The organism is Leptolyngbya sp. NK1-12 (assembly GCF_032598965.1).
Taxonomy (GTDB): Bacteria; Cyanobacteriota; Cyanobacteriia; order Elainellales; family Elainellaceae; genus Elainella.
In genome coordinates, this window is the sequence record NZ_CP053586.1 from 2,531,816 (window position 1) to 2,557,948 (window position 26,133).

General features: G+C 51.2%; 29 protein-coding genes and 1 tRNA gene. 17 read left to right on the plus strand and 13 right to left on the minus strand.

Going from position 1 to position 26,133, the window contains the following annotated elements; all coding sequences use genetic code 11:
* Nucleotides 1–21: 21 nt before the first annotated feature.
* Nucleotides 22–1,575 carry a bifunctional phosphoribosylaminoimidazolecarboxamide formyltransferase/IMP cyclohydrolase gene (gene purH / locus HJG54_RS10565; protein WP_316434856.1) on the minus strand — a complete coding sequence of 518 codons (1,554 nt, stop codon included), beginning with the start codon at nucleotides 1,573–1,575 and terminating at the stop codon, nucleotides 22–24.
* Nucleotides 1,576–1,723: 148 nt separating this feature from the next.
* Here purH and HJG54_RS10570 point away from each other — a divergent pair, with 148 nt between their 5' ends.
* The 3 genes from HJG54_RS10570 to coaBC all read left to right on the plus strand — a co-directional run bounded on the left by HJG54_RS10570 (nucleotide 1,724) and on the right by coaBC (nucleotide 4,228).
* Nucleotides 1,724–2,401, plus strand: a complete 678-nt coding sequence (locus HJG54_RS10570) for an alpha/beta hydrolase (protein WP_316434857.1) — start codon at nucleotides 1,724–1,726, stop codon at nucleotides 2,399–2,401.
* A 134-nt stretch (nucleotides 2,402–2,535) separates the two neighbouring features.
* The gene (locus HJG54_RS10575; protein WP_036004498.1) at nucleotides 2,536–2,748 is read left to right on the plus strand and encodes a DUF2555 domain-containing protein; all 213 of its coding nucleotides are present in this window, start codon (nucleotides 2,536–2,538) and stop codon (nucleotides 2,746–2,748) included.
* Nucleotides 2,749–2,968: 220 nt separating this feature from the next.
* Nucleotides 2,969–4,228 (plus strand): bifunctional phosphopantothenoylcysteine decarboxylase/phosphopantothenate--cysteine ligase CoaBC, encoded by a 1,260-nt coding sequence (gene coaBC, locus HJG54_RS10580; protein ID WP_316434858.1) that lies wholly within the window; start codon nucleotides 2,969–2,971, stop codon nucleotides 4,226–4,228.
* Nucleotides 4,229–4,283: 55 nt separating this feature from the next.
* Here coaBC and HJG54_RS10585 read toward each other — a convergent pair whose 3' ends face one another.
* The 4 genes from HJG54_RS10585 to HJG54_RS10600 all read right to left on the minus strand — a co-directional run bounded on the left by HJG54_RS10585 (nucleotide 4,284) and on the right by HJG54_RS10600 (nucleotide 5,967).
* Nucleotides 4,284–4,754, minus strand: a complete 471-nt coding sequence (locus HJG54_RS10585) for a tetratricopeptide repeat protein (RefSeq protein ID WP_316434859.1) — start codon at nucleotides 4,752–4,754, stop codon at nucleotides 4,284–4,286.
* 85 nt (nucleotides 4,755–4,839) lie between these two features.
* Nucleotides 4,840–5,262, minus strand: coding sequence for a DUF1499 domain-containing protein (locus HJG54_RS10590; protein ID WP_316434860.1), 423 nt, complete (start codon nucleotides 5,260–5,262; stop codon nucleotides 4,840–4,842).
* Nucleotides 5,263–5,269: 7 nt separating this feature from the next.
* On the minus strand, nucleotides 5,270–5,404 hold the full coding sequence (locus HJG54_RS10595) for a hypothetical protein (protein WP_316434861.1): 135 nt from the start codon (nucleotides 5,402–5,404) through the stop codon (nucleotides 5,270–5,272).
* A gap of 197 nt (nucleotides 5,405–5,601) precedes the next feature.
* The gene (locus HJG54_RS10600; RefSeq protein ID WP_316434862.1) at nucleotides 5,602–5,967 is read right to left on the minus strand and encodes a glyoxalase; all 366 of its coding nucleotides are present in this window, start codon (nucleotides 5,965–5,967) and stop codon (nucleotides 5,602–5,604) included.
* A 111-nt stretch (nucleotides 5,968–6,078) separates the two neighbouring features.
* On the opposite strand from HJG54_RS10600, the gene HJG54_RS10605 reads away from it, so the two are divergent.
* Nucleotides 6,079–7,245, plus strand: a complete 1,167-nt coding sequence (locus HJG54_RS10605) for a pyridoxal phosphate-dependent aminotransferase (protein WP_316434863.1) — start codon at nucleotides 6,079–6,081, stop codon at nucleotides 7,243–7,245.
* Nucleotides 7,246–7,520: 275 nt separating this feature from the next.
* On the opposite strand, the gene HJG54_RS10610 is transcribed toward HJG54_RS10605, so the two are convergent.
* Nucleotides 7,521–8,540, minus strand: a complete 1,020-nt coding sequence (locus HJG54_RS10610) for a tetratricopeptide repeat protein (RefSeq protein WP_316434864.1) — start codon at nucleotides 8,538–8,540, stop codon at nucleotides 7,521–7,523.
* Nucleotides 8,541–9,193: 653 nt separating this feature from the next.
* Here HJG54_RS10610 and HJG54_RS10615 point away from each other — a divergent pair.
* Nucleotides 9,194–10,825 (plus strand): B12-binding domain-containing radical SAM protein, encoded by a 1,632-nt coding sequence (locus HJG54_RS10615; RefSeq protein WP_316434866.1) that lies wholly within the window; start codon nucleotides 9,194–9,196, stop codon nucleotides 10,823–10,825.
* A gap of 247 nt (nucleotides 10,826–11,072) precedes the next feature.
* On the opposite strand, the gene HJG54_RS10620 is transcribed toward HJG54_RS10615, so the two are convergent.
* Complete coding sequence (locus HJG54_RS10620) at nucleotides 11,073–11,807, minus strand: hypothetical protein (RefSeq protein ID WP_316434867.1); 735 nt, start codon at nucleotides 11,805–11,807, stop codon at nucleotides 11,073–11,075.
* A 299-nt stretch (nucleotides 11,808–12,106) separates the two neighbouring features.
* On the opposite strand from HJG54_RS10620, the gene HJG54_RS10625 reads away from it, so the two are divergent.
* From HJG54_RS10625 to yidD, 3 genes are read left to right on the plus strand one after another with little or no spacing between them, the layout of a single operon-like run.
* Complete coding sequence (locus HJG54_RS10625; protein WP_316434868.1) at nucleotides 12,107–12,232, plus strand: hypothetical protein; 126 nt, start codon at nucleotides 12,107–12,109, stop codon at nucleotides 12,230–12,232.
* Complete coding sequence (locus tag HJG54_RS10630) at nucleotides 12,213–13,157, plus strand: carbohydrate ABC transporter permease (RefSeq protein ID WP_316434869.1); 945 nt, start codon at nucleotides 12,213–12,215, stop codon at nucleotides 13,155–13,157. The genes HJG54_RS10625 and HJG54_RS10630 overlap by 20 nt, the downstream gene beginning before the upstream one ends.
* Nucleotides 13,158–13,193: 36 nt before the next feature.
* Nucleotides 13,194–13,466 (plus strand): membrane protein insertion efficiency factor YidD, encoded by a 273-nt coding sequence (gene yidD, locus HJG54_RS10635; RefSeq protein WP_316434870.1) that lies wholly within the window; start codon nucleotides 13,194–13,196, stop codon nucleotides 13,464–13,466.
* A gap of 14 nt (nucleotides 13,467–13,480) precedes the next feature.
* Here the strand turns inward: yidD and HJG54_RS10640 are convergent, their stop codons facing one another.
* From HJG54_RS10640 to HJG54_RS10650, 3 genes are all read right to left on the minus strand, one after another.
* A complete protein-coding gene (locus tag HJG54_RS10640; RefSeq protein WP_036004522.1) occupies nucleotides 13,481–13,921 on the minus strand; it encodes an FHA domain-containing protein in 441 nt (146 codons plus the stop codon).
* Nucleotides 13,922–14,249: 328 nt separating this feature from the next.
* On the minus strand, nucleotides 14,250–14,711 hold the full coding sequence (locus HJG54_RS10645; protein WP_036004525.1) for an FHA domain-containing protein: 462 nt from the start codon (nucleotides 14,709–14,711) through the stop codon (nucleotides 14,250–14,252).
* Between the two features lie 465 nt (nucleotides 14,712–15,176).
* Nucleotides 15,177–15,249: transfer RNA gene (locus tag HJG54_RS10650), tRNA-Ile, on the minus strand.
* 64 nt (nucleotides 15,250–15,313) lie between these two features.
* Here HJG54_RS10650 and HJG54_RS10655 point away from each other — a divergent pair.
* The 4 genes from HJG54_RS10655 to argB all read left to right on the plus strand — a co-directional run bounded on the left by HJG54_RS10655 (nucleotide 15,314) and on the right by argB (nucleotide 18,848).
* The gene (locus HJG54_RS10655; RefSeq protein ID WP_316434872.1) at nucleotides 15,314–15,607 is read left to right on the plus strand and encodes a hypothetical protein; all 294 of its coding nucleotides are present in this window, start codon (nucleotides 15,314–15,316) and stop codon (nucleotides 15,605–15,607) included.
* A gap of 14 nt (nucleotides 15,608–15,621) precedes the next feature.
* Nucleotides 15,622–17,181, plus strand: a complete 1,560-nt coding sequence (locus tag HJG54_RS10660) for a hemolysin family protein (RefSeq protein ID WP_316434873.1) — start codon at nucleotides 15,622–15,624, stop codon at nucleotides 17,179–17,181.
* A gap of 67 nt (nucleotides 17,182–17,248) precedes the next feature.
* Nucleotides 17,249–17,800: a shikimate kinase gene (locus HJG54_RS10665; RefSeq protein ID WP_036004528.1), complete on the plus strand. Its 552-nt coding sequence runs from the start codon at nucleotides 17,249–17,251 to the stop codon at nucleotides 17,798–17,800.
* Between the two features lie 154 nt (nucleotides 17,801–17,954).
* Nucleotides 17,955–18,848, plus strand: coding sequence for an acetylglutamate kinase (gene argB / locus HJG54_RS10670; protein WP_036004531.1), 894 nt, complete (start codon nucleotides 17,955–17,957; stop codon nucleotides 18,846–18,848).
* Nucleotides 18,849–18,871: 23 nt separating this feature from the next.
* On the opposite strand, the gene HJG54_RS10675 is transcribed toward argB, so the two are convergent.
* Nucleotides 18,872–19,258 carry a hypothetical protein gene (locus HJG54_RS10675; protein WP_316434874.1) on the minus strand — a complete coding sequence of 129 codons (387 nt, stop codon included), beginning with the start codon at nucleotides 19,256–19,258 and terminating at the stop codon, nucleotides 18,872–18,874.
* A 316-nt stretch (nucleotides 19,259–19,574) separates the two neighbouring features.
* Here HJG54_RS10675 and HJG54_RS10680 point away from each other — a divergent pair, with 316 nt between their 5' ends.
* The 5 genes from HJG54_RS10680 to HJG54_RS10700 all read left to right on the plus strand — a co-directional run bounded on the left by HJG54_RS10680 (nucleotide 19,575) and on the right by HJG54_RS10700 (nucleotide 23,567).
* A complete protein-coding gene (locus tag HJG54_RS10680) occupies nucleotides 19,575–20,099 on the plus strand; it encodes a hypothetical protein (RefSeq protein ID WP_316434876.1) in 525 nt (174 codons plus the stop codon).
* 97 nt (nucleotides 20,100–20,196) lie between these two features.
* Nucleotides 20,197–21,528, plus strand: coding sequence for a TldD/PmbA family protein (locus tag HJG54_RS10685; protein WP_316434878.1), 1,332 nt, complete (start codon nucleotides 20,197–20,199; stop codon nucleotides 21,526–21,528).
* 73 nt (nucleotides 21,529–21,601) lie between these two features.
* The gene (locus HJG54_RS10690; RefSeq protein WP_316434880.1) at nucleotides 21,602–22,456 is read left to right on the plus strand and encodes a DUF3153 domain-containing protein; all 855 of its coding nucleotides are present in this window, start codon (nucleotides 21,602–21,604) and stop codon (nucleotides 22,454–22,456) included.
* On the plus strand, nucleotides 22,440–22,796 hold the full coding sequence (locus HJG54_RS10695) for a nuclear transport factor 2 family protein (RefSeq protein WP_316434881.1): 357 nt from the start codon (nucleotides 22,440–22,442) through the stop codon (nucleotides 22,794–22,796). Before HJG54_RS10690 ends, HJG54_RS10695 begins: the two co-directional genes overlap by 17 nt.
* Nucleotides 22,797–23,045: 249 nt before the next feature.
* Nucleotides 23,046–23,567, plus strand: a complete 522-nt coding sequence (locus HJG54_RS10700) for an OsmC family protein (protein WP_316434882.1) — start codon at nucleotides 23,046–23,048, stop codon at nucleotides 23,565–23,567.
* Here HJG54_RS10700 and HJG54_RS10705 read toward each other — a convergent pair.
* Nucleotides 23,509–24,960: a 2-succinylbenzoate--CoA ligase gene (locus HJG54_RS10705; protein ID WP_316434884.1), complete on the minus strand. Its 1,452-nt coding sequence runs from the start codon at nucleotides 24,958–24,960 to the stop codon at nucleotides 23,509–23,511. The two genes, HJG54_RS10700 and HJG54_RS10705, sit on opposite strands and share 59 nt — an antisense overlap.
* 7 nt (nucleotides 24,961–24,967) lie before the next feature.
* Nucleotides 24,968–26,056 (minus strand): acyltransferase, encoded by a 1,089-nt coding sequence (locus HJG54_RS10710; RefSeq protein WP_316434886.1) that lies wholly within the window; start codon nucleotides 26,054–26,056, stop codon nucleotides 24,968–24,970.
* Nucleotides 26,057–26,133: the final 77 nt, after the last annotated feature.

Genomic DNA, 26,133 nt, shown 5'->3' on the forward strand with positions numbered 1-26,133 from the left:
AGTATCAAATCTAGTGCAAATCTAGTGCAGAAAATGGCGCATACCTGTAAAAACCATCACCAGTTCCAGTTCATCCGCCGCATCGATCGACTCCTGATCTCGGAGGCTGCCTCCCGGCTGCACAATTGCCTCAATTCCGGCAGCGGCGGCAGTTCGAACCGAATCGTCGAATGGGAAAAAGCCATCGCTCGCTAAAACGGCTGACTTGGCTTTATCTGCGGCCTGCTCTAGGGCTAGTTTGACCGACCCAACTCGATTCATCTGCCCTGCACCCACACCAGCAGTTGTCCGGTTGCTGGTCACGACAATCGCGTTGGATTTGACATGTTTGCAAACTTTCCAGGCAAAGGCCAATTCCTCGAGCTGGGCCGCGGTGGGCTGTCGCTTTGTAACTAGTTTCCACTGGCTGGGATCGACTGGCTGATCGTCAGCAGCTTGGACTAAAAAGCCGCCGGCAATTTGCTTCACGAGCTGCTTGGCACCGCTGATCAGGTCTGGTAGAACCAGTACCCGCACCTTCGACTTTCTACTGAGAATTTCTGCCGCATCCGGATCGCATCCCGGTGCAACAACGCATTCTAGAAAGGTTTTGGTTAACTCGTTGGCGGTGGCCGCATCAATCGCTCGATTGAGGGCAACGATACCGCCGAACGCTGAAACCGAATCGGCCTCAAAGGCTTTGGTGTAAGCCTCGACCAAACGATCTCCCAAAGCTACGCCACAGGGATTGGTATGCTTGATGATCACTGCCGCGGCTTCGGTGGTAAATTCCGCCACAATCCGGCGGGCGGCTTCCAAATCGACCAAATTGTTGTAGCTCAGCTCTTTGCCCTGTAGTTTGGTGGCAGCGGCCCATCCCGTCGCGCTAGTCCCGGTTTGATACCAAGCGGCTGGCTGATGCGGGTTTTCGCCATAGCGGAGAGCCTGGATCTGCTGACCCGATAGGCTAAACTTAGCGGGCATTCCATCAAGTTCACGAGAGCTTTGATCGGCTTGAGCGGCTAAATAGACCGAAATCGCACCATCATAGACCGCAGTATGTTCAAATGCCTGCAGGGCACAGGATTGCCGAAACTGAAGCGAGGCATCTCCCTGGCGATGCAGTTCATCAAGGTAGGCTTCATACTGACTGGGACTGCACAGAACGGTCAGGTGGGCAAAGTTCTTGGCCGCCGCTCGCAGCATGGCCGGACCGCCAATGTCGATTTGTTCGATGGCTTTGGCTAGACTGACATCTGGCTTGGCGATCGTTTGCTCAAACGGATAGAGGTTTACCACCACCAGCGAAATTGGCCGAATCTGATTGGCCTCGAGATCGGCGACATCCTGAGGTTGGTCTAAGCGGGCTAAAATGCCGCCGTGGATACGCGGATGCAGCGTTTTCACTCGTCCGCCCAAAATCTCGGGCGATCCGGTATAGTCAGAAACTTTTGTAACTGGAATGCCTGCGTTTTTGAGAGTCTGAGCGGTGCCGCCGCTGCTAATTAGGTCAAACCCAAATTCTTCGACCAAACTACGAGCCAGTTCCAGCAATCCTGTTTTGTCCGATACGCTAAGCAATGCTAAACGAGCCATGAGCTTCCCCCAATCCTGATTGCGACGGTTATGAATGAACTTATCGCCTTACCCACAATAGTAGAATTCTGTGTGAACGAACTCTATGATCTAGACAATTCAAAGAATCTAAAACTGCAAAATTTGGTCTTCTTCGGTCTTCGCAAACATGTCTCTCCAAGTCCTTTCCCTGCCGCCGCGCCCACTTTTCTCCGACCCGACCAATCAACCTCCGCAAGCGCTCCTGGTGATGCTGCACGGTTGGGGAGCCAATGCCCAAGATGTGGCTACTTTGGCCAGCTATATAGATTTGCCTCAGGTGCAGTTCTTTTTTCCCAATGCGCCGTTTCCCTTTCCCTACATGCCAACAGGCCGAATGTGGTACGACCTGCCGCAAGACTATTCCTTCTCCAGCCAACCTGATTTTCGACAGCAGCCCCAGGTGCAGGAAAGTAGCCAACAGTTGCTGAGTTGGTTGAAGTCCCTAGAGGCCACGACGGGCTTGCCCCTGTCGCGCACGATTTTGGCGGGCTTTTCCCAGGGTGGAGCCATGACTCTAGAAGTGGGGTTACAGTTGCCGTTGGCGGCTCTGATGGTGCTGAGTGGCTATGCCCATGCGCCGCTGGAAACGGTTGTTCAGCCAGCTCCTAAAGTGCTAATGGTGCATGGTCAGTTGGATCAAGTGGTGCCGCTGCGGGCCGCTCAGCAAACGCGAGCACAACTCGACCACTTGGGTGTATCGGTTCAGTATCACGAACTCAGTATGGGCCACGAGATTCAGCCGATTGTTCTGAAGTTGATGCAAAGTTTTATAGAAGAAATCGTATTTCCACCCGATTCACTATAGAACCGCTATACGATAAGAATAGAAATACCTCTGTAGCTTTGCGGAAGTTGGCTGCTGCGAAGCGTAGCTGTTGAGGGAGCGGTCTTACTGTCCTTCTAGAGAATTGGACAGGTGCATTGGGAGAGGGCTTGGCAATGAAAACACTCAATTTCTCAGAACAGGATGTGGCTCGGATGACAGCCAATGAAGTGGCTGCTCTGGCCCAGCGGTTAGAACAGGATGCCTACACCAACCCTTTTGAAGGGCTAGATGATTGGCATCTGTTGCGGGCATTGGCATTCCAACGTCCAGAACTGGTGGAGCCTTATCTCTACCTGCTGGATATGGAAGCCTATGACGAAGCCTGAATTATCTTAACTGACGTTCCATAAGTGAACGGAAATCGCATAGTTTTGGCACGATCAGGCAGGTAACTGGCCTGGTTTTTTATTCCAGTTGGTCTGCCCTGCTTCCACCTCAGCAGCAAAAGTGGCAGAATTGGCACAAAACGCTTGAGACAATTACATTCTTCCTGCAAAGTAAAGACATGTATGAACGACTACTCAATATTTCTTTAATTAACAACCTATGCTTCAGGGGAGACGGGTACTGATCGGAGTGGGGGGAGGAATTGCGGCATACAAAGTCTGTCAAGTCATTTCCACCCTGGCAAAACTGGGTGTAGAAGTGCGGGCCATTCTCACAGACAACGCTCAGCAGTTTATTACGCCTTTAACGGTTGCCACGCTATGCCGCCATTCTGCCTACACTGATGAACTATTTTGGCAGCCTTCCCAGCCTCGCCCGCTGCATATCGAGCTAGGGGAATGGGCCGAAGTCATGTTGATTGCACCGCTGACGGCAAATCTGATGGCAAAACTGGTGCATGGGCTGGCCGATAATCTGCTCACGAGCACGATCCTGGCCTCCACCTGCCCGGTGCTGTTGGCTCCTGCTATGAATACTGATATGTGGCACCAGCCCTCGGTGCAGCGCAACTGGCAGCTGTTGCAAACCGACCTGCGTTATCATGCTGTCAATCCGGGCAGCGGCATTTTGGCCTGTGACCGCGTGGGGATGGGGCGCATGGCCGAACCGTCGGAAATTTTGGTCTATTTACATTCGCTGCTTTACACCCAAGGCAAACGAGATCTAATCGGCAAGCATATTCTGATCAGCGCAGGCGGCACCCGCGAACACCTCGATCCGGTTCGGTTTATTGGCAACCCCTCGACCGGCAAAATGGGCGTAGCGCTGGCTCAAGCTGCTTTGCATCGAGGCGCTAAGGTGACGCTGGTGCATGCGCCGATGGAAACCCGCTTACTCAATTCGCTATCGGGCGTGCGGTTACTGCCGGTGATTAGCGCCGTAGAAATGCGGCAGGCCATGCTCAATTGCTTTCCCGAAGCCGATTGGACAATTATGGCGGCGGCAGTTGCCGATGTGCGCCCTACCGAATATAGCGCCGAGAAATTACCCAAACGGTTGCTGCCAAACCAACTCCCTCTTTCAGCTGCGCCTGATATTGTTGCCGAACTGAGCCATATCAAACGCTCTCATCAGCGCCTGATCGGCTTTGCTGCCCAAACTGGAGACATCTTCACGCCTGCCCTAGAAAAGCTACAGCGCAAACGGCTCGATGCCATTGTCGCCAACGCAATTGACCAGATTGACAGCGGCTTCGGCAGCGATCACAACCAGGCCATTTTCATCGACCACGAAGGCCGCAAAGTCGCCATCGGCCAATGCAGTAAGCTGCAAATGGCGCACCATCTGTATGATTTTATTCACACCATGTCTGGTAAGCCAGTGATGGCGATGAGAGACGAAGATGAGTGGCACGGCTGAAGTGCAGTAGATGAGTAGATGAGTAGATGGCTAATACTCCAACCTACACCTCTCTCTAGCTCAATCTCGCTGTGCATTCTAAAATCATGCGCTGGTTGGCCAGGGCATGGGGCTGAATTTCCAGGGCGCGTCGAAAGGCCTGAATCGCGGTGGCGTATTCTCCCAGGGCAGCGTAACATAACCCCATGCCGTGTAGAGCGCCAAAGTGGATCGAGTTAAGCGCAACGACTTGCTGACAGTCGGCTAGCGAACTGCGATACCGTCCCTGGAGGTAATACAACACGGCTCGACGGTTCCAGGCTTCGGCAAAGTCGGGTTGGGCCTGAATCAAGTCGTTCAATATTGCTTCGGCCTCATCAATGCGACCAGCTTGCAATAGTGCTTGGCTTTGTTCGAGCTGCTCCAGCCCATAAACCCCCTTCTGATGAAACCAGATCCGCCAGAGTTCACGAGTGGCTTCTTCTCGAACGGTTTCATCATCGCTTTTCAGATCGGCCAGCAGTAGGTTAATGACCGTATTGTCCATAGGTGCGTCAAGTCCTGAAAGCTAAGGTGGGCAGCTATACTGAACTGAATCGATAGTAGGAGTGGGAACGGTTAAAATTAGCGCTTTAGCTTGCTGCTAGTTTGGCTCGAATCTCCTCGATGCGCTTGCGGTTCACGCCCAAGTCTGACTGGCCGAGGCGCGATGCCGAACGAACCTGGATCTGACCGGGAGTGCTGGGATCAAAGTAGAACTCCACATCATCGACAAACCCCATCAAGGCGGTAGTGAACTCAACATAGAGATAATCGCCGGTTTCCGTGATAATTTGAGTCCGCTCTATGCCCGCAATCACCGACTTCAGCTTGGCCATTGCGTCGCTGGGGGAAGATTGGTAGGTGAGGGGAGAAATTTGGTGCTCGGTGTCTCCAGCCGGTGCCTGGCTGCTGACGCAGTTCGGTGTGTTAGGACAAGCGGCCAGTTTGCCAGCTTTGACGCCTAAATTATCCGGTCGCTTACCTGAAAACGAGAACAGAGGTTTGCTTGCCATAAGGATTTCAGCTGTAGGTGCGGTAGATGACGGTGCGGTTAAGCCCGTTGCAGGGATTGCAGTAACCAAAGGTCGTGCTGAGGCCGGTGCTGCTCCGAACCAACACAATCCGCTCAGGACGAATGCAACAAAAAACAGCCATTTGGATTTAACACTTGGTTTGAAGCTTGATCTAACGGTTGACTGGCCCGACTTCAGCATGAATTGACTCTGTGTTTACATTACTTTACCTAGTATCCCTCAGATGGTCGCTGAACTCTATCAATGTTTTTCGACGTTTTTCACCAAATTTGACAAATTGATTTAGCGGAATGGAGCTGACTGAATTCCATGAAATTACTACTGAACTACTTTCGCTTGATGCAGAATTAACCGATTGCCGGCGGGATCGTAGGCATAAATTTCACGACCGTGGCTGGCATTGACGATTGCTCCCGCTGGAGCCTGGTCCAATGCAGTCAGCCGCTCGATTGCCGCTTCTAGCTGCTGCACTTCTAGGCACAAGCTCATACTGCTGGCTGGCCCGCAGAACTCGTCCCGGTGCTCAGCTTTCGGTTGAAAAATACCCAGCCGTAGCCCTGGCAACTCAAACTCAGCGTACTGCGGCAGCCAAACTGTCGGCTCTTGCTCAAACAATTGCCGGTAGAACTCGACTAAACCACCTCCTTCTAGATCTGCCAGGGTAACGAAAACGGTAGCAATCATGCAGCAAACCAACCACAATGTGAGGATTATCTAACATTCCACCACACCCCTGACAGCAATGCGGTAACTTAGTTGAACAAACCTGGATACCTACTGAACTTGGTGAGCAGCATGAAACTGGCAGCCCGCGTGACACAAGTGACTCCCTCTATGACGTTAGCTATCGATACAAAAGCGAAAGCGATGAAGCGGGAGGGCATCGATGTGATTAGTTTTAGCGTCGGAGAGCCAGATTTTGATACGCCAGCTCATATTCGGGCAGCGGCTGAAGCAGCCCTAGAGCAAGGTAAAACCCGTTATGGAGCCGCTGCTGGAGAACCGCGTCTACGAGAAGTGATCGCCCAAAAGCTACAGCGGGATAACCAACTCTGCTACGGTGCAGAGAATATTCTGGTAACCAACGGCGGCAAGCATTCGTTGTTTAATTTGATGCTGGCCTTAATTGAACCAGGTGATGAGGTAATCATTCCTGCACCCTACTGGGTCAGCTATCCGGAAATGGTAAAGCTGGCTGGCGGCACCCCCGTGATTGTTTCCACCACTCTAGAAAACGGCTACAAAATTACGCCTGACCAACTGCGGCAAGCTGTCACACCCCGGACCAAACTGTTTGTATTTAACTCCCCTTCAAACCCGACTGGCATGGTCTATACGCCAGATGAAGTGCGAGCGATTGCCGATGTAGTAGTAGAGCAAGATTTGCTGGTAGTCTCTGACGAAATTTACGAAAAGCTACTCTATGATGGGGCCGAACACCTCAGTATTGGAGCCGTTAGCCCGGAAGCGTTTGAGCGCACGATTGTCAGCAGCGGCTTTGCCAAAACCTATGCCATGACCGGTTGGCGTGTTGGTTTCTTAGCTGGTCCCCTACCGCTGATCAAAGCTACGATTACCATCCAAGGCCACAGTACATCGAATGTGTGTACCTTTGCTCAATACGGTGCCATCGCCGCTTACGAAGCACCGCAGGACTGTGTGCAGCAAATGCTAGACGCCTTTACCGAACGCCGACAGGTGATCTTGAACTCTATCAATGCCATGCCGGGTTTGAGCTGCCCCAAGCCTGACGGAGCCTTTTACGTTTTTCCCAACATTGGGCAGCTCGGCATCAGTTCGTTGGAGTTTTGCGATAAGCTGCTCGATGATTACCAGGTTGCGGCTGTTCCGGGTATTGCCTTTGGTGCAGATGACTGTATTCGCCTTTCCTATGCCACAGATGTTGACAGCATTCGTCGTGGTATGGACCGGCTGACTACCTATGTCAAATCGATCATTTGATTTAATTACAGCCTTTGATAGTGCTCAACAAGTGAGGATGTGCCGCGCGGAGCGCGGCACATCCTCATCCCAAAACCATTACTTCTTGAGCACTACCCAGCCTTTTTCAGGCTAGTGAAGTACGAAAAACGGGGTGCCAGCGCTCCGGTGTGGGGACGAAGTCTCCACACCCCCATACCTCACATGAGTGAAAAACGCTGTAGATTCAATTAGATTCAATTAGATTCAAGCCAAGTGCCAAGGAGCGGATTCAGGTAAGTGATGCTTCTTTCAGCTCAATACTGGTGAGCTTTAGCAAAATCCCCAATCGCATAACAAGTTGATTTAAGGTTAGCCAGGGCCTGCTGTTCGAGCTGCTGATCTTGAATGGCGCGGGCGAGCGCAAGCCGCTGTTCGTGATACTTGATGGCCTGATGCGGTTTGCCCATGCCCTCGTAGGTAACAGCCAGGTTTTCCAGAATTTGTTCTTCACTGCGGTAGTCTTTTAACCCTCTCGCTAGAATGAGGCGTTGCTCTTGATAGCCGATTGCTTTCATCAGATCGCCCATTGCATAGCAAGCGCTAGCGAGATTTTTCAGCACCTGTGATTCGGTTTCACGGTTGGGTAACTGCCGCACGATGGCCAAAAGCTGCTCGTAGCAAAAAATTGTTTGTGGGTAGTTCGCCATCGCGTGATAGGCGTTACCCAGGTTGCGGAGGATTTGGCCTTCGGTTGTCAAGTCTCGTTGGCTGCGGGCGATCAGTAAGGCGCGTTGATAGCAGTGAATCGCATGCAGATAATCTCCCATGACTTTGTACGTCATGCCCAAATTATTTAAAGCTGCCATCTCGCCGCGCTGATCGTTGATTTGCCGCGCTACTGCCAGACTTTGTTGGTTATATTCCACCGAACGATTGTAGTCTTCTAGATGCCGATAGGCATTGCCTAAATTCGCTAAAGTTTGCCGCTCAGTGACAGGGTCGAAAACTTGACGAGCAATGGCTAAACCCTGATGTGAGCAAGCGATGGCTTCAGAATAGTTACCTAAAGCGTAGTAAGCGACGCCCAATCCTCCCAGCGCTCGCCCTTCGCTCTGTAAATCCTGGCTATTGCGATATAGTTCGAGGGCTTTTTGAATGGTTTTGACTGCCGCCTGAAAATCGCGAATCTGATAGAGTTCGGCTCCTTTTTCGAGTAGGTAGTCCGCATCACAACGGCGGGGATCGGCCGCCGTGGCACTGCCTCTCTCCGCATCCCATCCTCGCTCTGCTGGCGGGACAAATGTTCCAAATTTATCGTCAAATGGCTTCACCATAATTCAACCTTGATGGCCCCGAACTGAACGATAGCCGTGCTTAAGAGTTCTAATTAAACTAATGCACTGATACACATCGAGTGTCTATTTGGGATATTTAGAAGAAGCGAAAACGTGACCTAATAGAGAAATCTGAAAAAGATGCTGTAAGAAATGCTATGAGGAAATATGCAGAGACTCTTTATTAGTTGTGCAACCAAATCTCCAATTGCCCCAATTGCTATTAGGAAAGGTAGATGCATTGAACCCAGCGTATTCAGGGTGCTTAGACCCAAATCTCAAGCAACTGCGTAGCCTAGCGTTTAACCATCCGAGGAATAAACTTCAACTGATGTTGAAATAGGATTGAGAGTGGTAATTATGCAGATCTACTCCGCACTCCTTAAACATGAGAAAGGACCTGACAGTCTCTTACTCTTCCATTAAATTTTGACGAAGCAATCTGCTAGTACCCACAGTAAATGCCCTGAACTTGTTTAAGAAAATTGATAATCACCTGCAGCGGTAGTTTGCGCAAAATTTCGGAATCCTTCCTGACACACCTCTGTAGAGATCGGTTCAGCAAATCTCTAATCTGCTTGCTGCTAAAGCCAAATGCTAGGCTGAAGAAGTGATCCAGTGATCCGCCGGTTCCTTCTACCTTTATCTCTCCTGTGACTGTCTTCTCTACTGAAACCCTGCTATTTACGCCCGTCACCCCCAGTGCTGATGCCGCTCCAGTGATCTTTGCCTTTCCCAACGAATACAGCGTTGGCATCACGAGTTTGGGCTATCAAGTGATTTGGGCCACATTGGCGATGCGCCCCGATTTGCAGGTCAGCCGTCTGTTTACGGATATTCACGAACCCTTGCCTGGCCACCCGGAGCTAGTTGGGTTTTCGTTCTCTTGGGAACTGGATTATGTCAATATCCTCAGCTTGTTAGAGTCGCTCAACCTGCCCCTGCGCAGCGCCGACCGTTCCGATGCCCACCCGCTGGTTTTTGGCGGAGGACCGGTGCTAACGGCCAATCCTGAACCTTTTGCCGATTTCTTTGATCTGGTGCTGCTGGGGGATGGTGAGGAGTTGCTGGATGCCTTTATCGATGCCTATCAGCAAGTGCGTTTGGCCGATCGCCTTACTCAGTTGCGCCATTTAGCCCAAGTCCCTGGTGTGTATGTACCCAGTTTGTATCAGGTGATTTACAAAGCCACAGATGGTGAGATCGAGCGAATTGACCCAGTTGATGAAGCCATTCCGGCCCAAGTGCAGAAGCAGACCTATCGGGGCAATACCTTACTGGCCTCTACGGTTGTGACTGAAAAAGCAGCCTGGGAAAGCATTTACATGGTGGAGGTGGTGCGGAGCTGCCCAGAGATGTGTCGCTTTTGCTTAGCAAGCTACCTAACGTTGCCCTTCCGAACAGCCAGCTTAGAAGCCTCGTTGCTGCCTGCGATTGAGCGGGGACTCCAAGTGACGAATCGCTTGGGGTTGTTGGGCGCGTCGGTGACGCAACATCCAGAATTTGAATCCTTGCTGGACCATCTGGATCAGCCCCAGTATGACGCTATTCGTCTCAGTATTGCTTCGGTCCGTACTAACACCGTAACCGAGAAACTGGCTCGTCTATTGGTGAAGCACGACACTCGCTCGATTACAATTGCGGTCGAAACGGGTAGCGATCGCTTGCGGCGCATGATCAATAAGAAGCTGGACAACGACGAGATTGTTACGGCAGCAATCAATGCTAAAGCAGGCGGGCTGAGTGCGATCAAACTCTATGGCATGGTAGGCATTCCGACCGAAACCCCTGCTGATCTAGACCAGACCCTAGTGATGCTGAAGGCAATCAAAAAAGCCGCGCCAGGTCTGCGTTTAACTTTGGGGTGCAGTACCTTTGTGCCGAAGGCTCATACGCCGTTTCAATGGTTGGGGGTTGATCCACAGGCCGAGAAACGGCTGAAGTTTTTGCAGAAGCAGCTAGGGGCACAGGGTATTGAGTTTCGGCCCGAAAGCTATAGTTGGTCAGTGATCCAAGCCCTGATCTCGCGTGGGGATCGGCGCTTATCGTATTTGCTGGAGCTGGTGCGTCACTATGGCGATTCGCTGGGTAGCTATCGTCGAGCCTTTAAGGAACTGAAGGGGCAGCTACCTGACTTGGAGTTTTATGTCCATGCCAATTGGCCGACCTCACAAGTATTGCCCTGGCAGCATTTACAGGGTGCTCTGCCCCAAGCCACGCTCCTCAAGCATCTAGAAAGCGCGATTAGTGTGGCGGATGATGTACCAACAAGCTGGAGCGCTTGAGTAAGAAATCAAGCGCCAGGTCATACTTGCGGTCATACTTAGCCGGTCGTGGTTTTAGGCGTGCTAGAGTGCAGGCATCAGCTCGTTGGTAACCCGCAGGAAGGTGACGGAGTTAGAGAGAAGTAACCTGGCACGATATTCTCAACGGTTTCTGTGGCTTGAGTGAATCAAATCAAACTGAAGTAATGGCTACCATGAATCCAGGAACACTATCGGAGTGTATCTAACCTGGGTTGGGATGACTTCTCTAACTTTCAACAGCTTTTTCTTCTGCGGTTACGGTTGCTTCTGCAGGAGTTGGTGCTGCGGCTTCAATGGCTTTTTCAGCTGCTTCGGCTTCATCCGGTTTTCCTTCTTCGTTGCTGCCTTCCTCTGGAGCGGCTGCAACCGGTTCTATAATTGGTGCTGCTGAAGCAGTCTCTGCCGGAGCGGGTTCTGCGGCTTGCGGCTCGATGTCAGAGGTCGGTTCGGTCACAGTTTCTGTTGATGCAGCATCTGCCACCATGTCTTCAATAACCGCATCCGCAGGAGTAGTAGTTTCCTGTACAGGAGTGTCTGCTTCGGTGCTAATGGCTGCTTCCATATCCACGGCTTGATTGTCTCTGTCTCCAGCCTCTACAGCGGTATCCGCAGTCTCGCCAGACTCAATTGACTCGGTAGGTGGTGCTTCTACAGGAGGCTCTTCGACCGGCGGTTTAGCCTGAGACGGCCTAGGGCCACGCATTAGCGCTAAATTAACAGGTGGCTTTTCGGCTTCAAACCGTTCTCCTTTGCCCTTACCTTTGCCCTTACCTCGTTTGCCGTCCCGATCGCGATTGCGACCTCCTTCTCGATTGTCTCGACCACCGTCTCTGCTACCGTCCCTGTCGCGATTCCGAGGTGCGCGTTGGCTATCAGACGATTGAGATTCAGGCTTGCCCTCTGCCGCGTTGGTTTCAGCTTTCTGCTGTCGTTCGGATTTCTTGATTGGACGCTCTACCATGACTTTCCCCTCCTTACTTGGTTCAATCGTAACAATCCAGCGATAATCAGACGCTTGCTTCAGTGCGATTTTGAGAGAACGCGGCGCTCTCCTGATTGATGATCTCACAAAACTGTAAAGATTTTTGAATGAGAAGATTTGGACTGAGGTTCTCTAGAAGAACCGCTCAATTAAGATCAGCTAAGATCAGCGATTTGAGTTTCTCAAGTACCATAGATTATTGATTATTTGATTAAAAAAAGGCCGAAAATCGCACCACTCGTTCATAGCAGCTTTCGATTCGCGATTCCGTGAAGCAGATGCAGCGAATTAATCAACGCCCTAAGTCTGCTGGTCCTTACCTGACGGAGGAAGCGCTACAGGATGCCTACGATTTGGCTCTAGAACGAGCAGGATTAGAAGCCTTTGAGCCGCTACGAGTCTGAAGAATTAGCGGCAATGGTCGATCAAGCAAGTATCATCGAGCTGTGGCTCCTGACTCCCCCTTCACCTATGCCAGATTTTTCCCTCAAACCTGGAACCTTCCTGAAACCCTTCCTGAATCGGTTAGGTACCTACTTGCTCCTAAGCGCAATTGCCTTTGTGATGCTGCTGCCGCTGCTGTGGTTGGTGAGCACTGCTTTTAAGGCTCCAACGGAGGATATTTTTCAGTTCCCGCCCCAGTTCATTCCGGCTCAGCCGACCCTGGAAAATTTTGTCAAAGTTTGGCAGACCAACCCGTTTGGGCGCTATCTGTTCAACAGCACGCTAGTCGCCCTTCTGACAGTGGGGTTGAATTTGCTGTTTTGTTCACTGGCGGCCTACCCGTTAGCACGACTCGACTTTCGGGGCAAAAGCGCCATTTTTACCCTAATTGTGGCTACGATTCTGATTCCGTTTCAGATTGTGATGATTCCGCTCTACATTCTGGCGGTGCAGTTGGGGTTACGCAATACCTACCTGGGGTTGATTTTTCCAGCGATTGCCTCGGCGTTTGGGATTTTTCTACTGCGGCAAGCGTTTCAGGGAGTGCCTAAAGAACTGGAAGAAGCGGCTCGCATGGATGGTTGCTCGGATCTGGAAATCTGGTGGCATGTGATGTTGCCTTCGATTCGTCCGGCTCTGGTAACGCTAGCGATTTTTGTTTTTATAGGCTCGTGGAGTGATTTTCTCTGGCCTTTGATTATTCTGGATCGCCCGGAGTACTATACGCTGCCGCTGGGAGTAGCTAAGCTGGCTGGAGCCTTCTCGCTCGACTGGCGTCTGATTGCCGCCGGTTCGGTGATTTCAATTGCACCAATTTTGCTGTTCTTTATTTTGATGCAGCGCTACATTGTGCCAACTGAGGCGGGCAGTGGGGTGAAGGGGTAGTGTCGTGGTGCTGAATTAAGACGCTACAGTAGAGCTATGAAACTGATTTTCATTGGCCTGATTCGCTGCTATCGCCTGTTTATTTCGCCTCTATTTTTGCCGACCTGCCGCTTTCAGCCAACCTGTTCCCAATACGCCATTGAAGCGATTGAGCGGTTTGGAGTAGTGAAGGGGAGTTGGCTGGCTCTGCGGCGAATTTTGCGCTGTCATCCCCTGCATCCGGGAGGGTACGATCCGGTGCCGCCCTTGACATCACCCTTAAAGCCTTTGGAAACTGCTGAGCCGCACTGCTGCCATCAGGAAAAATAGGGGCTTGAGCCAATTTAGCCCATCGAATCGGCGGTATCTTCTTCGGTGAGCGAGTTGGGGCTAATCAGCGTCACTTCGTCAAATTCGTCAGGAGGTACGGTGGTCATTTTCTCTCGTTCCATCCGATAGTAGATCGCCTGAACCTGTGGCCCAAAAATAATCTTGTCCTGGTTTTTGAGGTCGTGTGACTGAGCTCTGCGCCCATTGATTAGTAAGCCGTTGGCGCTGACTTTGCCCTTCAGATTACCATCCACAATCCGATAGCAATAGCCGCCTGCCTCATCGGTGGATCGAACCAAAGTAGCATGGTGGCGCGAAACAAAAAAGGAAGACAGGCGAATATCACAGCTTGGGTCACGTCCGATTGAATAAATCGGCTCTTCCAGGGTGTACTCTTCCTGCCCTTTTGAGTCCTCAATAATCAATTTGTGGGTTTGGTGATTTTCTGCATTCATCGGTAGAAGGAGTGTGAGGGACTGGAACCATATCCTATTGGTATGTCTACACGGGTCTGTGTTGGCATAGCCTGTACCAGAGTGCCCGATAGCTGGAGTGGCTCATACTGAGGTGCCCATTCTTGGAGTGCCTATTCTTGGAGTGCCCATTCTTGGAGTGTAAGTATAGCAGCAGCCTTAGGCATCCTACCGATCTTGAAATCCAAGCTGTAAGTGCAAGCTGTAAGTCCAACCTGAATTGCTCTAAAGTTGCCCCAAGTGCGCTGATTAAAGGTCAGCTCAGAGCCGATAAGAGAGGCCGATAGCTGCTTGAGCTAACCAGGCGAACTCAAGCTTGCCGCTGGCTGGAGTTGGGTTGGGTAGCCGTATCGTCTTCTGGGTCGCCAGTCATATTTGGGCTAATCAGCGTAATGTCATACTCATCTGGAGGCACAGTAGTAATGGCATCGCGTCGCAGCAGATAGTAAACCGCATGGACCTGAGGACCAAAGACAATCTTGTCCTGATCATGCAGATCGTGAGCCTGTAATTTGCGTCCGTTGATCAACAGACCGTTAGCGCTGGGTTTGCCCTTTAGGTTGCCATCTACAATTCGGTAATAGTAGCTGCCATCTTCGTTAGGAAGCTGCACCAAAGTTGCATGACGACGAGAGACAAACTGAGAGACCAAGCGGATGTCGCATTTGGGATCTCGGCCAATTGAATACACGGGACTGTCTAGGGTATACTCTCGTCGCCCCTTGTCATCTTCAATTATCAGGAGGTGGCTCTGGTGTGCTGCGGAAGTCATCGGGCAAGAATCATTACGACTACTGGAAACCTATCCGGACCCCTGGAAGAACTGGATTAAAGGCTCCGACGAGTGCTCGGATAGATGGGCGGGGAAATAGCTGAGCAGGATTAGCTGCAAGAAAGCCGATTGCGTTTCTATAAAAGTACTAGCACTCCATCTTATCGTTCCCGCAGACTCTAGCAAAGTCCGAAGCTTGAGTGAACTGTCTGAGCAAAATCTAAGCCGAAAAGCCAGGTCAGTGCTTGCTCCTCTAGTCTAAACATTCTTCTCTGGTGCAGGTTTAAGATTCTTGAAGACCTGATTGGAAGACCTAGACGACTGGAGGTAAATCCAAATCGGCTGAAAGTTGATCGTAATCTCGCTGACTGGTGGCGTACACTGGAAGTCAATATTAGTTGATATTGGTTGATACTAATTGATATTGACTGATATCAATATTAAGCCCGTTAAGCCCAAGATAAGTCCAGGGTGCAGGGGTCGAACCTGCCTGAGGCGAATTATGAGTTCGCTGCCTAAACCGCTCGGCCAACCCTGGTAGAGAGGATCTATACTTAGGCACTCATTGTATCCTGTGGCAGTACAGATATGCAGCTATGAGAATGAATCCAACTGTTGTTTTAACCTTAATTTTGTTATCGCTGATGTTTGGGGCAGGACTAACCAGCGCCGTGTTTGGCTATCGGCTGGGTCGAGGTGCGCTCAAGGGCATCACCCAACCCGATGCTCGTCCAGTGAATAACCTTTCTGATGCGCAAGGACGACCAATACGGCGAGAAGGGCTAACGTTTTTGAAAGAGAACGACATTTTAGCGAATGTCAAAGCTCGAATTGAAGGGGGCGCTTCCGAGGCTCCAGCTCCAGCAAACGAGGCACGCTCCACTAGCACCCAGTGAAAACCCCCACGCTAATGGTTTCTTCGGTTCTTGGTGAAGTGGTTTCGCCTCTGCCGCCGCTTGCTGCCTCGGACGTTTTGATGCGCATTCTGGCTGTATTGCTGCTAATTGCGATCAATGCGTTTTTTGTCACGGCTGAGTTTTCGATTGTTTCTGTGCGGCGCTCCCGCATCAATCAGCTGGCCTCGGCTGGTGACATTCAGGCCAAAACAGTGCAGGATTTGCAGCGGGGGTTGGATCGGTTGCTGTCTACCACCCAGTTTGGCATCACGCTGTCGAGTTTAGCGTTGGGCTGGATTGGGGAAAGCACAATGGCGGTGCTACTGTCGGCCCTATTCATTCGGCTGCCGCTGCCTGAGCAGGCTCGGCAAGTTATGGCTCATTCGCTAGCAATTCCAGCGGCGTTTGTTCTGATTGCCTATCTGCAAATTGTCCTGGGAGAACTCTGTCCCAAGTCGGTGGCGCTGCTTTATCCGGAGCAGCTCGCTCGGTTTCTCGGTCCGCCTAGTGTGGCGATTGCTCGCCTGTTTCATCCGTTTATTTGGATCTTGAACCAATCGACGCGCTGGTTGTTGCAGCTCGTGGGAGTGGAATATGCTGGCCAGGGCTGGTATCACCGGGTCACGCCAGAAGAATTACAGTTGATTATCACCACATCGACTGAATCACCCGGTTTAGAAGCTGAAGAACGGGAACTCCTGAGCAACGTATTTGCCTTTGCGGATGTTACCGCCGGCGAGGCCATGGTGCCCCGGACGAGTGTGGTCGCTATTGGCAGAGACGCTACATTGCAAGATCTGTTACAAGAAGTAGCTGATTCTGGCCATTCCCGCTATCCGGTCATGGGAGAATCGCTGGATGAAATTGTCGGACTGATTGAGTTCAAAGATTTAGCTGAGCCGCTGTCTGCCGGAGTCCTGAAGCTGGATCAGTCGATTCAACCCTGGATTCGTCGGGCTGAGGCGGTCTCGGAAGAAATGCCGCTGAATGAATTGCTAGAGCTAATGCGGCAAAGCGGACAGACGATGGTGATCGTGGTCGATAATTTTGGCGGCACCGCCGGACTGGTAACAATTCAGGATGTGGTGGCTGAGATTATTGGCGAAACCCGCGAGCCAGAAAGCCCCGAAGAACCCGCTATTCAACAGATAGACGAGCAGACCTATCTGGTGCAGGCCCAAACAGACTTAGAAGAAGTCAACGAAATTATTGGGATGCAACTGCCGCTGTCAGAGGAATACCAAACCTTGGGTGGCTTTGTGATCTACCAGATGCAAAAAATCCCCAAAATCGATGAGTTTTTCCACTACGAAAACTGGGAAATCCGCGTGAAGTTGGCGGAAGGTCCGAGATTAGAGCGGATTCAGATCCGCCGAGATCTGCCTTCGGAAGAACCAACCGAGCTGGCAGCAGATGACGAACCGACTCCCGATGCTTGGGACAACCGTCCCTCAACGGATAATCTGCCCCCTCGGACTCATCGCAATAACGGAAATACTAGTCCTCCCCCGCCGGACGACACCCACTCGCCCCGCCGTATTTGGCCACCGGATGCTGATTCTCCTGACTCCTGACGCCTCTTTTCCAACCCCCTCAAGACTGCTATACAATAGCTCTGCACGCTTTGGGTCTTTTCAGGAATTGAGTACACTCAGCACTCGCTTACGGGGAACGAATCTTTATTTGATTGGCATGATGGGGGCTGGTAAATCAACAGTCGGGCAATTACTGGCCAGGTCCCTCGGCTACCGCTTTTTTGATACCGATACGCTGATTGAACGGGTGGCGGGCCAGTCAATTAGCCAAATCTTTGCCAGCATGGGTGAAGCAGAATTTCGCCAGTTAGAAACCCAAGTACTGGCCCAGCTCTCTGCCTATACGCGCTCGGTGATCGCTACTGGCGGTGGGATTGTCTCGCAGCCGCAAAATTGGAGCTATTTGCAGCATGGGGTGGTGGTGTGGCTGAATGTGCCAATCGAGGTGCTCTACCAACGCATCAAACACGATACAACCCGCCCGCTGCTGCAAACGGACGATCCACTCGCTAAGCTGCAGCTTTTACTACAAGAACGCCGTCCCTTCTATGCCCAAGCCGATGTGGAAGTCACGGTTGGTGCGGGCGATTCTGCTGAGCAGGTGGCAGCCCGTATGATCGAGGCGATTCCGCTGGTATTAAGGCCGGAAACGAAGTAAGGAGCAAGCGGCAGAACAAGATGCAGAAATAGAAACATATTGTTTGTTTTGTAGCGCTTGCATCCTTTGCCGCGATCAACTCCTGTTAAACTAATCGACTGCCTGTTGTGTTGATCTGCATCGGATTGGCGTCAATATCTGGTTGAAAGAGAATATGGTGACTGATAGCGAATACATCCAAAAAGCCGAAGCGACCCGAGTTCGAGTTCTGAGTGAAGCGCTGCCCTATATTCAGCAGTTTGCCGGACGCACGATTGTCGTCAAGTACGGCGGCGCAGCGATGAAAGACGGTCGCCTCAAAGAAACGGTGATTCGCGATGTTGTGTTTTTGTCTTGTGTCGGGCTGCGTCCGGTGGTGGTGCATGGGGGTGGACCTGAGATCAACTCCTGGCTGGATAAGCTCGGCATTGAACCCCAGTTCAAAAACGGATTGCGCGTCACTGATGCTGCCACAATGGATGTGGTGGAAATGGTGCTGGTGGGGCGAGTGAATAAGGAACTTGTGTCACTGATCAACCAGGCGGGTGGTATGGCCGTAGGACTATGCGGCAAAGACGGCAACTTGATTAAGGCTCGGCCCCAAGGAGATGAGGGGATTGGTTTTGTTGGGGAAGTCACCACCACCGATGTCAAGCTGCTGGAGTCGCTGGTTAAAAGTGGCTATATTCCTGTGGTTTCCAGCGTCGCAGCCGATGAAACCGGCCAAGCTTACAATATCAATGCAGACACGGTGGCTGGAGAACTGGCGGCAGCCCTGGGAGCAGAAAAGCTGATCCTGATGACCGATACGCCCGGTATTTTGCAAGACTACAAGGACCCCAGCACCCTGATCGCCAAAGTTGATATCCAGGAGGCGCGGCAACTAATTGAGACAGGTGTGGTCGGGGGCGGTATGATTCCCAAGGTGAATTGCTGCGTGCGCTCCCTGGCCCAGGGGGTGAGGGCAGCTCACATCATTGACGGTCGAATTCCCCATGCACTGCTGCTGGAAATCTTCACTGATGCCGGTATTGGTTCGATGATCGTGGCGTCTGGCTACATGAAGTGAACTAACCTCTCGTGAACTCCTGCCTATTGGCAGGCTATGCGCAGTTCCCGGAAGGCCATACAGGCCGGATTGCTCTGAGCGGGTAGAGGCCGCTGAGTCCGGTAGCTGGGCTGTGGCGAGACGATAACTGGATTTATCAGGGTTGAATCTTCGATTGTGGAGTTGATGATCGTGGGTCGAATCAGGGTAGAGTCATCCACATTGCCCCGAATCACCGTTCTGGGAGAACGGTAAACACGGCGGTAGATAGGGTAGTGCGGCTGGTAGATACCATAGCTGGGGCTGTAATCCTCACTGTAAACCGTGCGGCTGCGATAGATCACCGTTTGGGCTTGAATGGGTTGAGCGCCCAAAACCAGAATTGAAGCCAGTGGCAGGATCAACCAATGCCAGGAATTGAAACGAACCATAAATCTTTCTCCATGCTTCTCTAAAGGTATTTTTTTAGACCGTTCTCTTCGCTTCTTAGCAATACGGGCAGCCTGCGGCCAAGAGCAGATCGGACTCAGCTTGCAGCGACCGACCCAGGCTAGACGACTCCGCTACAATCTGGAAAAGGGGGGCTGGAAAAGGGTGAATCACCTGTAGAGCTGCCTTTCTTGATCATAGCGATTGGATCCTGGCGACTTAATCACAGCGACTTAATCACAGCGACTAAGCGAAGGAACCCAGTTTCACCCACTCCTCCAATGTTTTGTCCTCATTTCATTCCTACCATTGTCTATTGTGAGTACCGAAAGTCTAGAGCTAGCCAAAACCCAGTACCAAGCAGGAAAGCAAGCCTTTGAACGAGGCAATTACCGGCAGTCGGTTGAGCTGTTGGAGAAAGCAATCGGTTTGGCCAATCCCAACAGCCAGTTGGGCGGCGAAATGCAAACCTGGTTAGTAACGGCCTATCAGGCAGCTGGACGAGGATCCGAAGCAATTGCCTTGTGTGAACAGCTCGGTAAGCATCCCGATTTGAAAACTCGCCAGCAGGGCAACCGTCTGCTCTATATCCTCAAAGCACCCCAGCTCAAGACCCGTCCCGAATGGTTGACCCAAATCCCCGACCTAACCAGCCTGAACGACGCCCAGGGCAACCCGCTTAGTCGCAAATACCAATCCGCTGCTCCTCGCCCACCCAAGCCCAAGCCGCAACCAGAACCAATCGATTGGAGCCAGGTCAATACCAAAGATAATCGGTTCGTTTGGGTAGCGCTGGCCGCAATTGCCCTGATGGCCGGTTTATTGGTTTGGCTCAGTCAATAGCCGACTTAACTGGAACCGATCGAACTCTGGAATTGGATAGAGTACGTTACCATCAATTCGTATACTTCATCGGCCCTGTCTTAATGGCCTGCTAACCGTGAGTGACGCCATCCTGGAAAAAATTTTACAGCTTGCTGCCCCCAGCACCGACGCGGCTGAGGTCTATTTTGTCTCTAGCCAAGACACCCCGATTGAATTTGAAAACAATCGGCTCAAGTCATTGCAAACCAAAGCTGTTCAAGGGATAGCGCTGCGGGTGATTCGCAATGGCAGATTAGGGTTTGCCAGCTCTACCGATCTGACCCGCCTCAATGATTTGATCGACGCCGCGGTGCAAACGGCAGAAATTGGTAGCTCTGCCGATTTTGATTTTGCCTCCAACTTTCATAGCTGGGATGGCTCGGTGCACTTCTCGGAACCGCAGCAACCCCACGTTGCACCTTCCGACCCACAGGAACTCGTCGAAATTGGTGAACACTTGATTCGCCGCATCCATGACTACAACTCTGAGATTCTTGTAGATGTCGGATTTCATGTGGTCTCAAGAACGGTCAGAATTGCCACCAGCCAGGATGTCTATGCTGAGCGCACGAGCCATACGACCAGTACAAGCCTGTCGGGTAACTGGGTGCGGGGTGAAGACTTCTTGCAGGCTGGCAGCTCGGATGTGGCACGAGACCGTCAGCCCGATTATGACCAGATTCTCAATCGAGTGTTGCAAAAGTTTCGCTGGGCCGAGCAAAGTGCCACAATCAGCAGTGGTTCCTTTCCAGTGTTGTTTACGCCTAGAGCTGCTGCCATCACTCTGGGCTGGCTGTTTTCGTCGGTGCTATCCGGGCAATCGGTTGTGCAAAAAGCCTCGCCGCTGGCTGAAAAAGTCGGAGAAACCTTGTTTGATACTCGCCTGACGCTGTTTGAAGACCCCAATCTGGGTGTGAACGCCTGTAGTTTTGATGACGAGGGTACGCCGACTAGCCGCAAGGCATTTATCGAGCATGGCACGGTAATGGGCTTCTACTGGGACCGGCGCTGGGCCGCACGAGCAGGGCTAGCTTCAACTGGCAACGGCTTTCGCGGTGGGTTATCCCGCCCCAGTCCGGGAACGGTGAATCTGTGTATGGCTCCTGGCAGTACTGCGACCGCAGCAATGATTTCTGGCATCAAAGAAGGACTGATTGTGGATCAGGTGCTGGGAGCCGGACAGTCGAACCAGCTGGCGGGCGAGTTTTCCGTCAATCTAGATCTGGGCTATAAGGTGGAAAACGGCGAAATTGTTGGGCGCGTCAAAAACACAATGGTGGCAGGCAGCATTTTTGAAGCCTTTCAGCATCTAGTCGATCTGGGTGATACGCCCGAATGGGTCGGTGGCCGTGCCTATCTACCGAGTTTGTTGTTTGAACAGCTTGGGGTGGCATCGCGGCAGGGGTAGAGCGTAAAGTTTTGAGTTTTGAGTTTTGAGTTTTGAGTGATGTATTACGAACTACAAACTACGAATTGATCTTATGGGTACCGCGCGTTTACATCGGTCAGCTGCGAAACGAACAGCGACTCGCCCTAGTTTACCGCGCATCGTGATTTACTGGCTGGTAAAACTGCGATTGCTCTGGCTTATTCTGGTGGCGTTTCTGTTTCTTTCGGGCTGTGTGCGCTATGACGTCGGCCTTAGCTTTGCTGATGCCAATCACGGTAGCTTGGTGCAACAGGTGCATCTTAGCCAGCAGCTCACGGGGGTGAGTCGGGCAACGGCCAACCTCTGGCTCGACCGGCTCACTGAACAGGCGCGGCAGCTAGGCGGGACGGCAAAACGCTCGACTGAACAGGATCTGGTGATTACGATTCCGTTCCACAACGCTAAAGATCTAATCGCAAAGTTTGATCGGTTTTTTCAAGCTGTCACCTCAACTGAAGCCAATCCGCGTTCTTCCCTGACGGATTCTCCATCATCGCCTACATCGCATTTGCAAATCCGCACCAACAATTTGATCCTGTGGCAGCGCCATCGCTTGGAGTATGACCTGGATTTACGCTCGCTGGTGGTGCTTCCCGACGCTGATAATGCTGCAGCTTTGTTGGTTAACCCTGAAAATCTGCTGGCGCTCAATTTTAGCCTGAACACTCCCTGGGGTGCGCAGACTCTGCCGGACTCTCTGGCGGCGCGTCAGCAGGGCAAACAGTTGATGTGGTCGCTGCAACCGGGCACGGTCAATCACATAGCGGTGGTGTTTTGGTTGCCTAGCCCCTTGGGCATTGGTGCAGTGGTCATTGTCACCTTAGTGGTTGGGGGCATGTTTGTCAAAGCTTGGCGCGATCCATCGAGCTTAATTGATTCGCTGACTTACGATGCAAACCCTGATTGACCTGGAAACACAGGGCTGGCACGCCCTATCCACTGGTGGCGAAGCGAGCAAGCAATTCTACAGTTCTGTCTTGCGGGATGATGCGGTGATGCTCTTTCCTGGCGGGATTCGTTTAGACGGAAAAGAGAATATCCTGCAATCTCTTGCAGCTCAACCCTGGAAATCATTTCAAATCGAAGCACCACAAGTCATTTCATTGTCGGAAACTGTTGGAGTGCTCGTATACCAAGTGACCGCCCAGCGCGAAGGGAGCAACCCCTATGGGGCACTGATTACCAGCACCTATGTCTTGAGTGATGGAACGTGGAAATTGGCGCTTCACCAACAGACATTGGTGTGATGTGGAGGGCAGGCTATTAGTCGGAATTTTAATTTTGGATGGACTTGAGGAGAGCACGTCATCAAATTTCTTGGTGAGCGTATAAATTTTTAGAGCAGTATCTCGGGCGATAATACTGGGCGATAATACTGGGCAATAACGCTGGACGATAACTATTTATAAACTTTGCAGAAAATTGTTTTTCTTTTCTCCAGAAATCATATACTTAAACGTCAATTTGCTGTTTTGGATGATTAGAGGCAATCCAGAATGACCGGAGAACATATCTATCGAGCAACAACGATTTGGACTGGTGCTAGCAAAGGAGCTACGACGTCCTATGAGTCCTACTCGCGTGAGTACATTGTCGCAATTGATGGCAAGCTTTGTATTGTTGGCTCTGCTGATGCAGCCTTTCGCGGTAACTCAGCTCTGCACAATCCAGAAGATTTGCTGGTTTCTTCCCTATCGGCTTGCCATATGCTGAGCTATCTGGCACTATGTGCCCGGGCTGGCATTCGGGTGGTTTCCTATGTGGACGAAGTGATGGGACAGATGGCGTCGGAGCAAGGAAAAGTCCGCTTTACCGAAGTGATGCTGCATCCTCGTGTCACGATTGAACCCGGAGATGATCTAGAAAAAGCGCGAACCCTTCATCAAGAAGCCCATGAGATTTGCTTTATTGCCAACTCGGTCGCGTTTCCGGTACGACATGAACCGCTAGTTACCCATGCTATTGATTCGGAGATTGATGAGGATATGGAGTTTGATATGATTCGAGAATTTGCTTGAGATATTCAGGATTAATTTTTCCTTGAGCATTGCGCGACAATGTATCAACTGCAATCCACTGTTTCGGATGTTTGAATGAACTGAGTCGGGGGGCTAGAGCAGCTTTCAGCTCAAACTGCGATATGGCTGCTGAACTAGGAACATACACTGCTGTTACAACCTCTCCCCACGTCTGATCGGGCATGCCAACTACGCACACATCGTTCACCAGACCCGTCGCTCGAATGGCGGCTTCTACCTCAGTTGCAAAAACATTCTCTCCGCCTGTAATAATTTTTTGGCTGTTTCGCCCTACAACATGCAAAATTCCCTGCGTGTCTAAGTAGCCCAAGTCGTCGGTCCAGAATTGTTCGGGCCGAGTGGCGTCCGGGAAGTAACCCAGCATTAAGGACTTGGCTTGAATTGTAATCAGTCCTACGTCAGCAACTGATGCGGCGTCTTTAATCTCAACCCGCGCATGGGGCAGAATTTGACCACAGCCAGTTGCTCCTTGCAGGAATTGATGTGGTTTCAGAGTGGCGATCTGAGCTGCTGTTTCCGTCATGCCATAGGTTGGAGCAAGAGGAAGCTGCTGCTGCCGTGCGATAGTCAGTAACTCTGGCCATGCCGGTGCCCCTCCTACAAAGATAGTGGGAAACTGCTGCAACCAGTCTACGGCCACCGGATTCTGAAGCAAGCGCTGCAACTGGGTCGGGACTAGCGATAGGAAAAACGGTTCGGAATCAAACGGTTGAGTCAGGCCGGAAATCGATTGAAGTAGGATGGATGAATCAATAGCAGACTGAGTCAATGAATGTTCTAATTGCTTGAACGGCAAAATTGCCAACCGTCCACCCGTTAGCAAGGAACGTAAAATCTGCATTAACCCACTGACATGATAGAGCGGCAAAACGCAAAACGCATGAATTTGCTCCACCTCAAAAAAAACCTGAAATCCCTGTGTTGCTGCAGCCAGTGTTTCTAGGGTGTGAATGACAAAGCGAATGTTGCCTGAGGAACCGCCGGTGGGGATCATAATCCAGCCAGGGGTAGGAGGAGGGAAGATGCGGCTCGTGAGCCTCGCCGAACGAGGAAAGTTGGGGAAGGTGGGGGAGAGGGAAATTCCGTTTCCAAAAATCAGATCGGGGTGCACTAAGCCGAATACCTGCTGCCATTCGGCTTCAGCCCAGTTGGGATTGCCGAGAAACACAGGACAGTCGGTGGAGCAGGCAGCGATAAATCCGGCTAAGAATTGGATGGGGTCAGCCTCAGCTAAAAGAATGGTCGGGTATTGGGCTGTGGGGTGCTGGTTGATTTGCTCTAAACGTTGGGTTATCAGCGCTAGCAATGTGGCTGGCTCGATGTTAATTAGCCAGTCTTGAGCACGCTGGTTTAGATAAGACAACAGGGGCATAAATTTCTCAATTGCTTGCTTCGCCAATTGTATACAGGTACAGCCTAGATCGAGGACGCAGTAAAGCATCAACTGCGAGTGGACCAAGTGTTGCTATCAAAATGCCGAACGCAAGCTGTATGGATGGTTCTGTTATGTTCCATCCCATTAACACCGCTCTGGCAGCAGTACTGAAGAACCTATGCATAACATAAATAGTCATGCTCAGTTTGCCCAAATGTAGAATAAAGCGTCTGATGCTCACCAGAAGATAATACAAGCGATTTTGTGAACGATGAGCTGTAATCAGATAACTGGCAATGGCAATACAATACATGCCCAGAAATCCAATTGCGCCGTTAATGGCTCTGGTGATATTAGGATAGGCAACGGGAGTATAAAAATAAATAGCCACCATGCCAACAAAGATCAACCCGGCTGCCGCTAAGAGCCAGAGAGGAGAGAATCGCACGAGTGGCAGCGTTGTTCGATGGTTGATTCGCCAGCCAATCAAAATCCCACTAACGTAAAACCAGTTGAAATAGAAAAAGTCTGCTAGGCTATCCTTGAGCCAAAATGAAAGTCCAAACAGCAGAATAGATAAGGCAAAGTAGATGGAAGTTGGCAGTATTCTCAGAGCTAGGTAGGAAACAATTGAGACAAGAAACAACTGCCAGAGCCAAAAAATCAAGTTAGGAGAAAAAATTGCAGTGAAGCTTTCTCGCCAAGACAACGGGCGGCCCGCCTCAAAGTACCAGAGCAGAGAGTGCAGAGGTGCCCAGCACAACAAAGGGATGAGCAAACGATTAGCGCGATTCTTGGCAAAGCTGAAAAAACTGCTGGTGCTGCTACTAAACAAGATAAAAGCAGCACCAGAGAGGATGAAGAAGATGGGGATGTGAAATGAGTAAATGAAGTCATGCAGATCTCGAAGCTGCCAAAGATCGGGTAAGTAGAGTTGGCGAATTCCTGCCGTTCTATCTCCAATCACATGACCAACGACAACAGAAAATATTGCCAAACCTCTAATAAAAAATAGAATTTCTGATAAGCTCTTGCGGGTATTGATAGCTCCAGTTCCAGACACAATTGGCTGGCTGCTAGTTGGCTTGGTCATAATCATGTGCCTCAGGGTTAGCAAAATTTGAGCAGGATGAAATATGAACCAAGACAAACATTGGATTAGCTATGCTA

Excerpts from the sequence above, each read along its gene's own strand:
- HJG54_RS10675 (WP_316434874.1), bottom strand. The coding sequence starts at position 19,258 with ATGGTTCGTTTCAATTCCTGGCATTGGTTGATCCTGCCACTGGCTTCA.
- coaBC (WP_316434858.1), top strand. The coding sequence starts at position 2,969 with ATGCTTCAGGGGAGACGGGTACTGATCGGAGTGGGGGGAGGAATTGCG.
- HJG54_RS10570 (WP_316434857.1), top strand. The coding sequence starts at position 1,724 with ATGTCTCTCCAAGTCCTTTCCCTGCCGCCGCGCCCACTTTTCTCCGAC.
- HJG54_RS10590 (WP_316434860.1), bottom strand. The coding sequence starts at position 5,262 with ATGGCAAGCAAACCTCTGTTCTCGTTTTCAGGTAAGCGACCGGATAAT.
- HJG54_RS10710 (WP_316434886.1), bottom strand. The coding sequence starts at position 26,056 with ATGACCAAGCCAACTAGCAGCCAGCCAATTGTGTCTGGAACTGGAGCT.
- HJG54_RS10600 (WP_316434862.1), bottom strand. The coding sequence starts at position 5,967 with ATGATTGCTACCGTTTTCGTTACCCTGGCAGATCTAGAAGGAGGTGGT.
- purH (WP_316434856.1), bottom strand. The coding sequence starts at position 1,575 with ATGGCTCGTTTAGCATTGCTTAGCGTATCGGACAAAACAGGATTGCTG.
- HJG54_RS10695 (WP_316434881.1), top strand. The coding sequence starts at position 22,440 with ATGCAAACCCTGATTGACCTGGAAACACAGGGCTGGCACGCCCTATCC.
- HJG54_RS10660 (WP_316434873.1), top strand. The coding sequence starts at position 15,622 with ATGGTTTCTTCGGTTCTTGGTGAAGTGGTTTCGCCTCTGCCGCCGCTT.
- HJG54_RS10575 (WP_036004498.1), top strand. The coding sequence starts at position 2,536 with ATGAAAACACTCAATTTCTCAGAACAGGATGTGGCTCGGATGACAGCC.
- HJG54_RS10585 (WP_316434859.1), bottom strand. The coding sequence starts at position 4,754 with ATGGACAATACGGTCATTAACCTACTGCTGGCCGATCTGAAAAGCGAT.
- HJG54_RS10655 (WP_316434872.1), top strand. The coding sequence starts at position 15,314 with ATGAATCCAACTGTTGTTTTAACCTTAATTTTGTTATCGCTGATGTTT.
- HJG54_RS10605 (WP_316434863.1), top strand. The coding sequence starts at position 6,079 with ATGAAACTGGCAGCCCGCGTGACACAAGTGACTCCCTCTATGACGTTA.
- HJG54_RS10705 (WP_316434884.1), bottom strand. The coding sequence starts at position 24,960 with ATGCCCCTGTTGTCTTATCTAAACCAGCGTGCTCAAGACTGGCTAATT.
- HJG54_RS10645 (WP_036004525.1), bottom strand. The coding sequence starts at position 14,711 with ATGACTTCCGCAGCACACCAGAGCCACCTCCTGATAATTGAAGATGAC.
- HJG54_RS10640 (WP_036004522.1), bottom strand. The coding sequence starts at position 13,921 with ATGAATGCAGAAAATCACCAAACCCACAAATTGATTATTGAGGACTCA.
- HJG54_RS10690 (WP_316434880.1), top strand. The coding sequence starts at position 21,602 with ATGGGTACCGCGCGTTTACATCGGTCAGCTGCGAAACGAACAGCGACT.
- HJG54_RS10700 (WP_316434882.1), top strand. The coding sequence starts at position 23,046 with ATGACCGGAGAACATATCTATCGAGCAACAACGATTTGGACTGGTGCT.
- HJG54_RS10625 (WP_316434868.1), top strand. The coding sequence starts at position 12,107 with ATGCAGCGAATTAATCAACGCCCTAAGTCTGCTGGTCCTTACCTGACG.
- HJG54_RS10595 (WP_316434861.1), bottom strand. The coding sequence starts at position 5,404 with ATGGCTGTTTTTTGTTGCATTCGTCCTGAGCGGATTGTGTTGGTTCGG.
- argB (WP_036004531.1), top strand. The coding sequence starts at position 17,955 with ATGGTGACTGATAGCGAATACATCCAAAAAGCCGAAGCGACCCGAGTT.
- HJG54_RS10610 (WP_316434864.1), bottom strand. The coding sequence starts at position 8,540 with ATGGTGAAGCCATTTGACGATAAATTTGGAACATTTGTCCCGCCAGCA.
- HJG54_RS10620 (WP_316434867.1), bottom strand. The coding sequence starts at position 11,807 with ATGGTAGAGCGTCCAATCAAGAAATCCGAACGACAGCAGAAAGCTGAA.
- yidD (WP_316434870.1), top strand. The coding sequence starts at position 13,194 with ATGAAACTGATTTTCATTGGCCTGATTCGCTGCTATCGCCTGTTTATT.